Annotated in this window: 12 protein-coding genes; 8 read left to right on the top strand and 4 right to left on the bottom strand. The window is 47.6% G+C overall.

Going from position 1 to position 14767, the window contains the following annotated elements; genetic code table 11:
• Position 1 precedes the first annotated feature (1 nt).
• A complete protein-coding gene (locus ACQY6I_RS09635; protein WP_428241274.1) occupies positions 2-1288 on the top strand; it encodes a cytochrome-c peroxidase in 1287 nt (428 codons plus the stop codon).
• A gap of 51 nt (positions 1289-1339) precedes the next feature.
• Here ACQY6I_RS09635 and ACQY6I_RS09630 read toward each other — a convergent pair whose 3' ends face one another.
• Complete coding sequence (locus tag ACQY6I_RS09630) at positions 1340-2296, bottom strand: nuclear transport factor 2 family protein (protein WP_428241273.1); 957 nt, start codon at positions 2294-2296, stop codon at positions 1340-1342.
• A 370-nt stretch (positions 2297-2666) separates the two neighbouring features.
• On the opposite strand from ACQY6I_RS09630, the gene ACQY6I_RS09625 reads away from it, so the two are divergent.
• The gene (locus ACQY6I_RS09625) at positions 2667-3506 is read left to right on the top strand and encodes an AAA family ATPase (protein ID WP_428241272.1); all 840 of its coding nucleotides are present in this window, start codon (positions 2667-2669) and stop codon (positions 3504-3506) included.
• The gene (locus ACQY6I_RS09620) at positions 3506-4708 is read left to right on the top strand and encodes a vWA domain-containing protein (RefSeq protein WP_428241271.1); all 1203 of its coding nucleotides are present in this window, start codon (positions 3506-3508) and stop codon (positions 4706-4708) included. Before ACQY6I_RS09625 ends, ACQY6I_RS09620 begins: the two co-directional genes overlap by 1 nt.
• Before the next feature lie 38 nt (positions 4709-4746).
• Here ACQY6I_RS09620 and ACQY6I_RS09615 read toward each other — a convergent pair whose 3' ends face one another.
• From ACQY6I_RS09615 to ACQY6I_RS09605, 3 genes are all read right to left on the bottom strand, one after another.
• Positions 4747-6174 (bottom strand): DUF6880 family protein, encoded by a 1428-nt coding sequence (locus tag ACQY6I_RS09615; protein ID WP_428241270.1) that lies wholly within the window; start codon positions 6172-6174, stop codon positions 4747-4749.
• Between the two features lie 1815 nt (positions 6175-7989).
• Complete coding sequence (locus ACQY6I_RS09610; RefSeq protein WP_428241269.1) at positions 7990-9339, bottom strand: PepSY-associated TM helix domain-containing protein; 1350 nt, start codon at positions 9337-9339, stop codon at positions 7990-7992.
• 81 nt (positions 9340-9420) lie between these two features.
• The gene (locus tag ACQY6I_RS09605) at positions 9421-9774 is read right to left on the bottom strand and encodes a hypothetical protein (RefSeq protein WP_428241268.1); all 354 of its coding nucleotides are present in this window, start codon (positions 9772-9774) and stop codon (positions 9421-9423) included.
• 166 nt (positions 9775-9940) lie between these two features.
• On the opposite strand from ACQY6I_RS09605, the gene ACQY6I_RS09600 reads away from it, so the two are divergent.
• The 5 genes from ACQY6I_RS09600 (at position 9941) to ACQY6I_RS09580 (ending at position 14765) form a co-directional block, all read left to right on the top strand.
• Positions 9941-10930, top strand: coding sequence for a 3-oxoacyl-[acyl-carrier-protein] synthase III C-terminal domain-containing protein (locus ACQY6I_RS09600; protein WP_428241267.1), 990 nt, complete (start codon positions 9941-9943; stop codon positions 10928-10930).
• Positions 10927-11760: an MBL fold metallo-hydrolase gene (locus ACQY6I_RS09595; RefSeq protein WP_428241266.1), complete on the top strand. Its 834-nt coding sequence runs from the start codon at positions 10927-10929 to the stop codon at positions 11758-11760. The genes ACQY6I_RS09600 and ACQY6I_RS09595 overlap by 4 nt, the downstream gene beginning before the upstream one ends.
• On the top strand, positions 11732-13051 hold the full coding sequence (locus tag ACQY6I_RS09590; RefSeq protein ID WP_428241265.1) for a F390 synthetase-related protein: 1320 nt from the start codon (positions 11732-11734) through the stop codon (positions 13049-13051). The genes ACQY6I_RS09595 and ACQY6I_RS09590 overlap by 29 nt, the downstream gene beginning before the upstream one ends.
• Positions 13048-14001 (top strand): NAD-dependent epimerase/dehydratase family protein, encoded by a 954-nt coding sequence (locus ACQY6I_RS09585; protein WP_428241264.1) that lies wholly within the window; start codon positions 13048-13050, stop codon positions 13999-14001. The genes ACQY6I_RS09590 and ACQY6I_RS09585 overlap by 4 nt, the downstream gene beginning before the upstream one ends.
• A gap of 167 nt (positions 14002-14168) precedes the next feature.
• The gene (locus ACQY6I_RS09580) at positions 14169-14765 is read left to right on the top strand and encodes a hypothetical protein (RefSeq protein ID WP_428241263.1); all 597 of its coding nucleotides are present in this window, start codon (positions 14169-14171) and stop codon (positions 14763-14765) included.
• Positions 14766-14767 lie beyond the last annotated feature (2 nt).

The following is a 14767-nucleotide window of genomic DNA, read 5'->3' as shown; positions in this document are numbered from 1 at the left end:
TATGATAACCAAACGATGCGGCAATGTGTTATTCGCCCTTTTACTCTTTATAAGCAGGGCTCACGGCGCGTCTGATCCTTACCTGTTTACCGATGCAGATATTATCTTTCTGTCAGGATTTATGCTCAGTGACTCTCACCGGTTACCAGACACACCGGACAACAAAGTGGCAGATGATGAACGTGCTGCCCGGCTTGGCCATCAGCTGTTTTTTGATCGCCAGCTCAGTGCCAATGGTGAAGTTTCCTGCGCGACTTGCCATCAACCTGAACAACACTTCACCGATGGTCTGGCGAAGTCCGTGGCATTGGGAATTACCCGTCGTAACGCTCCATCCATTCCTGGTGCACTATACAGTCCCTGGCAGTTCTGGGATGGTCGTGCCGACAGTCTGTGGGCACAGGCATTGGGACCATTGGAAGACCTTCACGAACAGGGTTTGGATCGCACCAGCGCAGCCCGCTATTTTATTTCTGCTTACGGCTCCAAATATCAGGCACTGTTCAACAATGCGGAACAGGTGGACGTGGTACGTCGACTGAGTGTACCTGCAAGTCCTGCTCATCCTGGAGTGCATGCAGATAACTGGCAAGCGCTGTCTGATACGGAACGCACGGCCGTCAATCAGGTCTTTGCCAATCTCGGCAAGGTACTGATGGCCTACGAGCGCAGACTGACACTGCCACCGGCTCGCTTTGACCATTTTGTTGAAGCTCTCAAAGACCAGGCAGAACCATCCCACTTACACACACTCATGAATCCTCAAGAGGTAGAGGGTATGCGTCTGTTTATGGGAAAAGCGAATTGTGCCAGCTGTCATAACGGGCCGATGTTTTCAAACTTCGAGTTCCACAACATCGGTGCTCCGGAACCGGACCAAAGTCATGTGGATTTGGGGCGTTATGAAGGCGTTATTACTTTGCAGAACAGTGAGTTTACCTGTCTGTCACCTTACAGTGATGCTGCCACAGAGCAATGTGAAGAGATGCGCTTTCTGAAAAAGCAGGGGCCAGAGCTGGTCGGTGCTTTCAAAACCCCCAGTCTGCGCAATGTGACCCGAACCGCACCGTATATGCAGTCCGGTCAGTTCAGTTCTCTGCAAGAGATTGTCAGTCACTACAACAAACCAGTACCACCGTTCTACGATCGCAGACAACATCCAAACCGGCCACACTTTGATATTCTGCCGCTGAATCTGACCGAACAGGAACAACAGCAACTGATCGCATTCCTGGATACCCTCACATCACCCATACCTCAGGACAGTCCGTGGTGGAACACGCCCTGATCCAAGTCCGGCAGCTGAGTATCCAAAAACAGCTGCCGATTAACTCTGAGGCTATTGTGAAACCGGTATGGTAGCAGTATCCCAGTGTTCTACCATTTTCGTCCCTTTAACCCGGAACATATCAAACCAGGTGGTAGTATAAGGGTGGCCATTAGCGTCCTTGTCACTGGCCACTGTTGCCAGCACCACCAGATCACCCTCTGCCACCATATTCACTAATCCATCCAAGGTTGGCTGAACAGCCTTTGGCTGAGCAAATTGACGGAAAAAATCCATAAATCCAGAGAGTCCGGTATTGGCCAGAGGGTTGTGCTGAATATAGTTTTCAGCGAGATACTTCGGAGCTTCCTCAACCTGCTGAGCATCCAACAGCACTCTCCACATGTCATATACCCGACGTTTGTTGGCGGCCAGTTTGACATCGTGACTACTCAGTACCGCCTGTTGATCGGGGTTTTCCACTACCGGAACATAACGACCAGCAACACTGCCTGGAGCGAGTGTACCGTTATCCCAATGCTCAGTGATGACTCCATTGTCGACCCGGAACATATCAAACCAAGTAGTTGTATACGCACGCGGTTCATGGTGTTCAGCCGCAAACACGAGCACCACCAAGTCTTTTTCAGCCACAATCGCAACCAGATCCTCCTGGATACGGTCCGGTATTGGCTTGGCAGCGCCAAACGAACGGATGGCAGCCAGAATGGCATCGCGTCCGGTATCGATATTGGGATTATGCTGAATATAGCCAGGGGCAAGATATTTTTTACCGGCTTCCACATCATGGGCATCCAACAGCGTCCGCCACATGTCGTAAACCAATTGTTTGTTGGCCGCCAGTTGGGGATCTACACTGCGCAGCATAGCCTCATGATCAGGATTCGCGGTTACTGCCACTGCCGGTTTTGGCATAGCCTGTTCCGTCTCGTGGGCTTTCATCGGCGCACAGGCGGCCAACAAAGTGACCGTGCAACCTGCCAGCAAATAAGCAATCTTCAATCTCATGGTTACTCTTCCTCTTAGCGCTCCTGCGCAGTATTTTTGATATAAAAAATTTATATACTATATATTGTATACTATTACAACCAACCCCAGATCAGCAGAGCACTAACCGCGAGCGACCACTCAATTCTGACGGCATTTTTGAATTCACTGACAAAACGGACCGCCACCGATCATGCTCTCGCACATACCATAGCAGTCCATCCGTTTACCTTCGTCAAGACTGGCAATGCCTCAGCGCTCACAAATCTCACCAATTCATGCGACTAATGCACGATTACCCACCGAATGGCAAAAAGCCCGACAAGATCTTGAGTTAACCTGTCGGGGTTTTACACTGTTCTAAACTCAACAACCTGTACAAGAGACACGCATGAACGACTTCACCGGTTCTGACCGTTATATCGCCAGCCAGGAGTTGCGACTGGCAGTCAATGCGGCAATGATGCTGGAGCGCCCCTTGCTGGTGAAAGGTGAGCCTGGTACCGGCAAGACAATGTTGGCCGAGGAAATCGCTGCCAGCCTGAGCATGCCGCTGGTCCAGTGGCATATCAAGTCCACCACCCGGGCGCAGCAGGGGCTCTATGAATATGACGCGGTATCGAGACTGCGTGACAGCCAGCTTGGCGATGACCGGGTTCACGAGATTGGCAACTACATCAAACCTGGAAAACTCTGGGAGGCTTTCACCAGTGAACAGCGGTCAGTGCTGTTAATCGATGAAATAGACAAGGCTGACATCGAGTTTCCTAACGATCTGCTGGTTGAGCTCGATCGCATGGAATTCCATGTATATGAAACCGGTGAAACCATCAAAGCCCGGCAGCGCCCGGTGGTTATCATTACTTCCAACAACGAGAAGGAGCTGCCCGATGCTTTTCTGCGCCGCTGCTTTTTTCACTACATCCAGTTTCCCGACGCCGATACCCTGAAAGCCATCATCGATGTTCACTTTGCTAATATCGAAACAGACCTGGTCAGTGATGCCTTACGCATCTTTTTTCAGGTTCGCGAGGTCCCCGGCTTGAAAAAACCACCGTCCACTTCGGAGCTGATCGACTGGCTCAAGTTGCTGATCAGTGACCGGCTCGCAACCAACACCCTGAAAGAAGGTGGTATCCGTGAAGCTCTGCCACCGCTGTACGGTGCATTATTGAAAAATGAACAGGATGTGCAGCTGCTGGAGCGGCTGGCCTTTATGAGTCGCCGCTGATGCTGATCCGCTTCTTCTCGACCCTGCGCCAACATGGTCTGAAAGTGACTCCCAAGGAGTTACTGACTCTGCATGAAGCGCTGCAGGCAGGGTTAAGCCGTTTCGATATGGATGGTTTTTACCAACTGGCACGTTTATGCCTGGTCAAGGATGAAACCCAGTATGATCGATTCGATCAGGCGTTTCAGCATTTTTATCAGGGTCTGGAAGCCATGCCTGATCCACTTGGTGGTGAGATTCCCGCAGATTGGTTGCGCCTCGAACTTGAACGCCATTTCAGCGCTGAAGAACGCGCACAAATTGAAGCACTGGGTGGGCCCGAAGCACTCATGAAAGCATTAGAGGAACGGCTTAAACAACAACAGGAGCGCCACCAGGGTGGTCATCGCTGGATAGGTACCGGTGGTACCAGTCCCTTTGGTCACGGAGGTTATAATCCCGGCGGGGTTCGTATCGGCGGACCTGGCGGCCAGCAACGGGCCATGAAAGTCTGGCAACAACGGCAATACCGCAACCTGGATGACAGTACAGAACTCGACACCCGCAACATCAAACTGGCGCTGCGAAAACTGCGACGCTTTGCTCGCAGCGGTGCCCATGAAGAACTCAATCTCGACGATACGATCCGGTGTACCGCACGTAATGCCGGCCTACTGGATATACGCACCCAACCGGAACGACATAACGCTGTTAAAGTGCTGGTATTCTTTGATATCGGCGGCTCAATGGACAGCCACGTCAAGATATGCGAAACATTGTTTTCGGCCTGTCGCAGCGAGTTCAAACATCTGGAGCATTTCTACTTCCATAACTTTATTTACGACCACCTCTGGAAAGACGCACACATGCTGCGGCATCAGAGTATTGCTCTGGAAAACATCACCCGAACCTACAGCCCGGATTATAAAGCGATATTCGTTGGTGACGCCTCCATGGCACCGTATGAAATCAGCGCCGCCTATGGCAGCATTGATTTTATGAACACCCGTCCGGGCAACGTTTGTTTTGAACAGCTAAAACAACACTTCAGCCGCAGCGTCTGGCTTAATCCAACTCCGGAGCCCTACTGGCACTACACTCAAACGATAGGCACTATTCAACAACTGATGGAAGGACGAATGTTTCCGCTGACCGTTCAGGGACTGGACAAAGCAATCACCTGCTTACTTGGAAAAAACAAAACCTACGCAACCGAATCATAATTGTGATCGACGACAAAGACGTCCATATTCAAAATCCTTCAAACCATGTTTTTTGGACAACCGGTCCGCTTCCAAAAACTCCTTTGCCGCCAGTGTCGGTTTTGTAACTGCTGCATATACTGAGGGTGGTTTTCCAGTTCCTGGTAGTCAAGTCCATTGTTATCAAGTTCCAACAACCGACACAGGTATTCGATTGCCTGGGTATAATATTGGGACTGTTCCATAGTGAGAATATTGTCAATCAACGCTCGATAACAGACGACCATCGCCAAAGCCTGTTGGTGCAGTTCGAATGAAGCCAACCAATCCCGGATCATATGTTTATCAGATAACCGAACGCACTTACCGGCAGAGATCAAAACGTCAGCCGCTGTCTGCACATTGCCGGTCAACAGCAACATGTTAATTGCATCATTGGCATCGGTCATTTGCCGGGCAATCTCATTCACTGTTTCCTGAATCAGAGGAACTTCTTCCGCCGAAGCAATCTTCCAATAAGCAACGAGATGAGAATAGCTGGGATCAGCTTCAAACTCACTGCGTAAACTCAGTTTAATCTGATTGATATCACCTTTGGCCTGCAGCAACTGAATACTGAGCGCTCGATGTTGCTCACTAGCAGTATCCCAGCCTGGTTGATCGAGCCAAAAATGGGCACGCTCATAATTTTCGATATCAAGCGCAAATTCCACAACACTGCTCATTTGGATTTCTGTCGCTTTATTATCCCCAAGGAAAGTGGCTGACTCAAACAGCGAGATATCTGCCAGTGCTTCAGCCACAGACTTAAGACCATTGACAGCGAGAGACGTATTACGATTTAAACCAACAAGATAGGAAAGATCATTCGGATCAATATTCATGGCCCTTTGTAGCTGATGTTCAAATCTGCTGGCCAACTGCCTCAATTCTGCCTCACTGAGCAGGATATAACTGTGACTAATGATGTCGTCAAAGCAGCCATAATCATTGTGATCGAAATAAAACAACACCTTGGCCACCCAATCCACATTATCCTGTGATGAATTACTACGCACCTGGGCAGCTATATCCAGCCATACGTCAATAGAACGCTTAAAAAAACGGGTGATTTCACCGTCGGAGTCATCACAATGACCACGTATGTCCTCACAGTGATCCAACAACATTTCCAGGAGTATCAGCGCCTTGCCCGCATGCAGCTGACGCATACGGGTATTGATATCAATGAGTAAATTCTCTAACTCTTCAACAAAGCCATATACCGACTGCCAGTCAACAAACTCACTTTCTGAGGCGCATGCGCGAATTTGCCGATGGATGGAATTGAATACTTTTTGAGTATCATCACCATCCTCATCAAGCATAACTTCTTCAACATAGTGATCTATTATTTCGTTGATATATGTATATTTTCCGTATATTTTCAACAATAAGCACGACAATTGCCGCTTACTTAAAAATCGAAGAGCTTTTTCAATACTCACAAAACACTCCCATGTCTTTTTACGACCATAAAAATCATAAACCAAGCCTCTTTTATGGCCACAACATTTACTTTTCTATCACATAAATGACGACAAAAATCCAGACATCAGACGAAACCGATACGACACAGCAGACACCTTGAATAAACAACCACTTCACGCCAACAACATAAATGCAACATGAAAACCACCTAAAAAAGGATGCACATTAAGCATTTAATGTTTGGCATTCAACGGCGGTATAAGAAGTTTTAAGTGTATTTGTGTTACTACCATACTACCGAACGTTTTGGCGAAAGCATGTTCAACAGCAATTTATCTGCTTTCATAACTTCCGGGACGTAAAATTCTTTTTGGTTTCACGATCTTCCATATAGAATGACCGTTTTGTCCAGGAATTATGGATATTATTGTTCGTGAATTGCCAATTTAATAGCGACCCCCTGTCGCTATCAAGTACTTCTCGTCGTTATCTATGAACCTAAAAAATGGATCTTGCTGGTTGACGTCAGCGAAGACCTTTTATAAACCGCCAAACTAAAAATAGAAAACCTATAAAATAAGTGAAATAACAGGGAAATGGTTTCATAAAAAGACACTTCCACCACTCAGCTGACCACAGCAACTATCAATACATTATTATTTTTATGTGCATACACAACGCGACAGTCGTTTACTGACTCTCTACGAAACAATACAAGACCACCACAATCGATCGGTACAACCTGGATTCATTTTTTCTTTTACCTTTCATCCCTAATACTTCTTGAACAGGGTTAAAATGATTTTTACTACAGTAACATCAAAGTAAATTACTATCATTGGAATCCAGAAATTTTGAATGTCCGCTATTTTAAAATTATCCATGTCATCATAAAAAAGCTCTTAGAGTCAGCGCGATGTAAGAAATACGAGACTTCTCTGAACATCATGCCTTACATTGTAGAGCACATTTTGCATGTATGGATCATCTTAAAAAACACCTAACCTCTATAAGGCTTACCCCTCAGATGCGTAAATCGTTTCAGCAATATAGTCGTCGCTAAAAAATCTGTCATTTATTTGCACACCAACCAAAAATCCCTAAGCCAACTCATATTCAAACGATATATTCGACCTCACGTCTGCGCCAGAAGTTTCAATTAAAATAAAACAACTGAGCCACAAAACATTCATCTCAAAGTACCAGTAACGGAACACCTTGACATATGAGAGCGTCAGTCTAGGGAATCTCTGAAAAATGGCCTATTTTTCAGAGATTCCCTAGACACAAAAGCGGACTAAAACCGCGGAAAAAGCTTCCCGAAGCGAAACCCAACTAATAACAGCCCCGAAAACGTTATCATGATTACACAATGCACTGAATTATGGTTATGCAAAACTATGCCCTGATGGTCGAATAAGCTCCATGTAGCAAACATCATCATCGAAGGAAGTTCGGGTTGGACAACCCATCAAGCATCTGAAATGAGCACGGCTTGTTTCAGACGTTATGTAGCCCGCACACTATGTGTGAGCCTTCAGGGATTTATTTAAATTGGGTTTGTTACAAGGAGTATTCATTGGCGGTAATGGATAAGCTCCCAGAATAATGTTGGCGAGGAATTCAGGGCAGGCGACAACCTGTGACTCACCCACTCTGAGTGGATTTGGACAGGCCCACCGTTAAAGACTGAGGCACAGGATGTGCCCCGCCTAAAACAGTCGTTTATAGATCATGAATGAGCCTTTTTACGAGGAAGCTTTACATTCCATTCGCAGCACAAACAGACAACGAACAATCCGTTCACCAACATTATTCATAAGTTCATTTAATTAACGATACAGAGTATGTACCTGTGGTATCCACCGGCTTGCGATAAAGTCAATTGCCAGCATGGTAATCATTGTCGCTGCTGCCATAGGAAAAAGCAGCGATAATGGTAACAACAACCATGTCGCATGCTGCCAGCGCCGAAGATCTTTGGGCATCGGAGGAGCACCTAGAACCAGTAACTTACCTGGTCTTCTTTGCCACCACATAATCACACCGGTGATGCACAACCCCAATACGCCGACGCAATAGAACGTGCACAACAGCAGATTCCACCACCCCATTTGCCCCATATGCAGCGCTATACCTATCGCCATGCTTTTTGCAAACCAGTTGTAGTCCTCATAACCAATATCAGCCAGCACCGCTCCATTGTAGCGATCAAAGTGTATGGTTCGATCATCGGTGGCATTCTCGATATCGCGCCCCATACTACTGGCGGTCGCTGTATATACGCCGGTATCACCTACAGGAAAATGTAACTGGAAACGACTGAATCCCATCGACCGGGATCTTACGACCAGATTGTCCAACGATACACTGGAACCATCCATTACCAGGGACTCCGGCATGGGCGCTTGTTCCAGATTCCATGGAATCTGCTTAAGCCCTTGACGATTTAACTCATCATGTGTCAGTACAGAAGAAACATTTGCAGCACTTTTTTCCATTGGAAAAGTACTCCAGGCCTGAACGAGTTTAGCGCCCCAGACACTGGTCCAGGAAAGCCCGGAAATACAGAAAAACAACAAAAATACAGACAGCAATATCCCGGATACCGAGTGTATATCACGCCACATACTGCGATTGCCCCCAAAACGAATACGCAACGCCTGAAACAGGGACTTATTACCTCGCGGCCACCAGAGAAAAACCCCCGTCACGATTAGCAGAATTGTCAGACTGGTGGCAATCTCAATCATCCAGTCTCCTGTCAATCCCAACATAAAAGTGCCATGCGTATCATCGGCCCAGGCATATAAGGAATGAGTGATACTGAGATCACCCAGTATCCGTTCTGCGACCGGATCAACGAATACCCAGAAGTCTTCATCCGGACGGCTCAGTTGAAACCGGGTGGCATCGTGCGGTCCTTGAGTGACATAGAGGTACTTGATAGTGGCGTCCGGGTAGTGATCGGCCACCAGTCTGGTCTGCGCTTCATAGCTCATGGAACCATGCCGGTCATACGGTAGGTAAAATAGATCGGCATGAAGCCATCTTTCCAGTTTCGGGGCGTACAACATCATCAGCCCTGTGACTGATAGCATGATCATAAAAGGGACGACATATAAACCCGCGTAGAAATGCCATCGCCATATAGATAGATAAAACGACTTACTATTATTCATTACACAATACTCAACTCTGCCACTGTCGCAGCATATCCAACGTTAAAATTCAAATCTCAACGAGACGAAATTACATAAAAATCAGACAGAAAATGAGTTTTGGGGAGGTGCTCGAGCGAAGTAATGGGGAAGAATATCGACTGAGACTTCCGTCACCGCCGATGACGGGGTCATCTGGAAAGCCTGGTTAATACGAGATATCAGGACCGTATCATGGGTGTCCAGCAAAAAATGAACGCAGGGACAGCCCTCGTGTGAGAGTCCGGAAGCGCCGTGCCGGGATTGTTGGTCGTCCTCCAACAGCACGATCTTAATACCGTAAACAGTACACAACTGGACCATTCGGCCATTAATTGCACCATAGCCATTGACCAGGGGTATGGCGAAGTAAGAAAGCCAGGCTGCCAGTGCAATGTTATAGAAACGGCGAGTCATCAACTAATCACAACATGAACGAATGACACAATATATACAAAGCTTTTCCTATCAGCCATCAAAACCTGACAGCTGCAGTTTTATGTCAGAAATATGAACGACATGCTTAATCGTATCGAGCACTGCAGGTATGATGCTGCTGAATATTCTATCAATGGAGTTGAACTTGAAGCGTTCCTTTAAAGTTGTCGGCAGCGGTATCTATCTGCCAGGAGCCCCCGTCCTCTCGACGGTGCTGGATGAGCGCCATCACCTCGCCAGAGGTAGCATCGAAGCCCGTTGCGGCGTCTCTGCCCGTCATTACGCGGAACACGAAAGTGCCTCCGAAATGGCACAGGCAGCACTTGATGCCGCACTGCATCAGGCTGGTCTGACGTTTGCGGAAATAGACACCCTGATCGCCGCATCCGGTACCATGGAGCAGGCAATTCCATGTAACGCAGCAAAAATACTGGCTCGTTATCCAGATTGCCCTGGCATAACCGCATTTGATATCAATATGACCTGCCTCAGTGCATTAATCGCCATGGAAACAGCTGCATCCATGCTGCTCTCAGGGAATAACCGCATCATCGCCATTGTCAGCAGTGACATTGCATCTGTCGGGCTGAACTGGAAACAAGTTGAAACTGCAGGTCTTTTTGGTGATGGTGCTGCAGCGTTGATCATTCGTGCCGCGCCACAAACCGGCAGCACGCTTGACGGTTCATTGTTTCGTACTTATCCCCAGGGCGTAGACTATTGTCAGATTGCTGGCGGCGGCAGTCTTTTCCACCCAAGCAAAGCACCAGATGATTATCATCCTTACGGAATGTTTCAGATGCAGGGCAAAGACCTTTATCGGTTAACCGCCAAAGTCATCGACAGTTTTATTGGTGAATTGTTAAGTAACAATGATACCGCTCTCGATCAGATTGACTGGGTGGTTCCCCATCAGGCGAGTGGCGCAGCACTTGAACATCTGATCAAACGTTTGTCTGTCGACCCGGACAAAGTCGTCCAACTGTTAGCTTCCCGAGGGAACCAGATAGCTGTTTCATTACCGGCTGCGTTACACGAATTACTGACAACCCGCCCAGTCAAAGCCGGCGACCGAATCATGATGATAGGCACCTCTGCCGGCCTCAGTCTTGGCGGAGTGCTGTTAACCCTATGAACCTGCAATTACTGCATGTTGGCCATTGCTTCCACCCGGAGGCCATCATTACCCGAGGAGGGGCCTGGAAAGCACAACAGTTTCCAGCCATTGTCGGATTATTCAGGCATCCCAGGCTTGGTTATGTATTGTTTGACACCGGCTATGCCAAACGTTTTTTACAGGCCACCCAACCATTTCCACAACGTTTCTATCGCTGGCTGACTCCCATGCATCTGTGTGATAAACAACAGTTGCAGACACAATTAAAAGACCAGGGAATTGCGAGTGAAGATATTCGTCATATTTTTATTTCTCACTTTCACGCAGACCATATCGCCGGACTACTGGACTTTCCCCACGCCACTTATATCTGTTCACGTAGCGGATTGCAGTCCATGCGCCAGCGAACAGGTATAAGTGCACTGATAAAAGGTTATCTGAAGAACCTAATGCCAGTGGATTTCGAGCATAGGGTGCGCTTTATTGAAACCAGTCCAGAGTACCAACTGCCTGTTGATATGGCACCATTCAGCAAGGCTTATGATATTTTCAATGATGGTTCATTTCTGGCCATCGAACTACCTGGACACGCTTTTGGCCATTTTGGGCTGCTGACAGCTATTGGAGGTGAAAGTGTCTTTCTGATTGGAGATGCCTGCTGGACAGAAAAAACCCTGATAACAGCAAGTCGCCCTCATCCACTGGCCAATCTGGTACTCAGCGATACGCATCAGTATTACGACACCATCGATAAACTTGCACAACTCTATGGTTACAACCAATCGATCCGTATTGTCCCCAGCCATTGCATGAGCAGCTATGAACGCTTTTGTGCCCATCACCATTAAACGCCTGGCTGCTTTTGTATATGGCTATTATCAGGGAAAGAGAGGTCCCAGACGTTCACATGCAAACTTGAAACGCCGTCAGAGAAAATTATTTCAACGCCTCAAAAAACGAACACTGGTACGGACAAAATGGTACCATTCAATGATCGATAAACCTTTGCCCGAATTCCCAATCATAGACAAAATCACTTTTTTACAGAATTTTGATGCCATTAATACTGTTAATCTGACGTTGGAAGCATGTGAACAACATGGTCTGGATGCAGAACTCCAGCGTGACTTTTCCAAGAGTCTGGGACAAGTGTCCGTAGGACTTTCATCCGGTACCAGTGGACAACGAGGCATATTCCTTACCACTCCGATCGAACAGGCGGAATGGGCCGGTTATATTATTGCCCGCAATCTGCCACTGCGATTCAGACGGCAGCGGGTGGCACTGATCCTGCGTTCCAATAATACGTTATATGAGGCATCCAGAGGGATACTGCTACAGTTTCGCTTTTTCGACTTAACCAAACCATGGCGAAGCCTGGCCACGGATCTGGAGCAATACAATCCGGATATTCTCATTGCCCCAGCGACTGTTTTGGAGCAGTTAGCAAGTAGCAACATTGTCATTCATCCACAAAAAATCATTTCTGTTGCAGAAGTACTCGAAGCTGATACCAGAGAACGCATCACTGAAAAATTCCGAATTTCAGTGGATGAGATCTATCAATGTACCGAAGGTTATATTGCATCCAGCTGCAGCTTTGGCCGGATGCATCTCAATGACGACATCCTGATAATTGAAAAAGAATGGCTGGATCGAGAAAGCCGGAGGTTTGTTCCCATTGTCACCGATCTGCGCCGCCGCAGCTTGCCATTAATTCGTTTTCGACTGGATGATATTTTGGTACATGATCCCAAACCATGCCCTTGCGGATCCTCTATGACGGTTATCGAAAAAGTAGAAGGCCGTTGTGATGATATATTGTGGTTACCTGATTACCAAAATCGTTGGCATGCGATCTTTCCTGATTTGATACGCAGAGCCATGATGTTGTGTAGTTATTGTTACGATCAGTACCAAATCGAACAGTGGTCTGACAGCTGGCGCATCTTCGTGGAAAGCGAACAGATAAATGTCGCCCAGGTCAATATTTATAAACAACTGAAAACGTTGGCCGAATCTCAAAACAGACACTTGCCAAGACTTGAATTTCATAACGGGATACACCAATCTAATACTCAGAAATTCAGAAGGGTTGCCTGTAAGGAAAAACCACCCGTCAATAGGGAGACAGTATGACCAAAATTTTGGTAACAGGTGCTTCCGGTTTTGTTGGCAGCACTTTCATGCAGCGTTTTGCGACACATGATGACCTTGAGTTATTTGGAGTTGCACGGCGTGCTATGCCGTGGAGCAATTATGCCCAGGTGGATCTGGCCGAAGGACTGAATCTCGATTTCAAACCTGATGTGGTCGTCCATGCGGCGGCCCACGTTTCCCCCTGGGGAACTGAACAGGAATACCACCGCAAAAATGTCACCGCCACGCAGGAGGTCATACGTTTCTGCGAACAAAATGAATTCCCCCGATTGATTTACCTTTCCTCCAGCTCGGTGTTTTATCGCGACGAGCCACAGTTCAATATTACTGAAGATTCTCCCATTGGACCGAAGTTCATCAGCTGGTATGCCGCCAGCAAATATGCTGGCGAGCAACTTGTCAGTAACTATCGTGGAGAACACGTAATCCTTCGCCCTAGAGCTATTTTCGGCCCGGGTGATACCGTGTTGTTTCCACGAATACTAAGGGCAGCTCAAAAAAACCGTCTGGCACTGCTGACAGGCGAGGGACAACCAGCCATTGGCGACTTTATCTATATCGAAACACTGTGTGACTATATTCTGACTGCTGCAGTTAAATCAGGCCTGCAGGGTGCCTATAATCTTACCAACGCAGAGACCGTCGAATTTCAGTCACTGTTGCTGACCATTCTGGATCGTCTGGGCCTGCCCCATCCCACTCGCCGGTTAAAGGTATCCACAGCCATGCGCATCGCCGGTTGGCTGGAATGGCTGTACAAAGCGTTACACCTGCCCGGGGAGCCTCCGGTTACGCGCTACAGTATCAGCGTGTTTGCACACAGCAAAACCTTTGATCCCAGCCGCATGCTCAGAGACCTTGGCCCACCGTCCGTATCACTTTCTGAAGGCATAGAGAGGTTTGTCACATGGCAACGACAACATGCTTGATACGATGACAACAACCACTGACAATGTTGATCTACAATGGCCTGATCAAGCACATACCCTAATGAATATCCGACACCTTATGGATATTAGAGACGAACCCCATTTTGCACACTGGCATAGCCGTATTCAGCGGTTTATTGACCAAGGCTTGAGCTGAGATACCCACCATGGCTTTAGGTATTGCATTTCTTACCGGACAAACCCACCTGGACTCATGCTCTCTCAGCCAGGATCAGCAACAGTTTGCCCAGCAACTAATTCGCCGTGGGGTCCATCTGGAACCGCTGAACTTTCCTTACCGGGAAAACATGAAGCCCTACCAGCAACAGCCACCGGTGGCAACTGTATTGACACTCGGCTGGCAATATCTACGCTCGCGTACCCAACAGTTCAGCAATGATTACAGCGCCAGCCTCCGTGATCTCATAAATAAACATCCCCGAACATTATTTTTGGCGGGTCACTGCGGATTGGAATTTCTAAATAATATTGAACTGCCGGAATCCTTCCATCACCGCATCCATGTTCTCGCTTATGGTCCGATAGCCCGTTGCCGTCTGAACTATCCCACCTTGCTGGTGCAGGGGCGACGAGACTGGATATCAAAGTTTTTCTTCTCTGATGTGGACTTCCAAATTCAATGTGGGGTTTCCGACTACCTTCGCAGTCCCGAGCTATTACAACTGGCCAGATTGCAGATCGATAAATTATTACAGGACACCCCCGCGCCAGCTGCGCGAAAACCTGTCAGCACCATGACCTGATC

The organism is Gynuella sp. (assembly GCF_050297175.1).
Taxonomy (GTDB): Bacteria; Pseudomonadota; Gammaproteobacteria; order Pseudomonadales; family Natronospirillaceae; genus Gynuella.
Note: the sequence above shows the minus strand (reverse complement) of the source record. Positions and strands in the feature narration are given on the sequence as shown.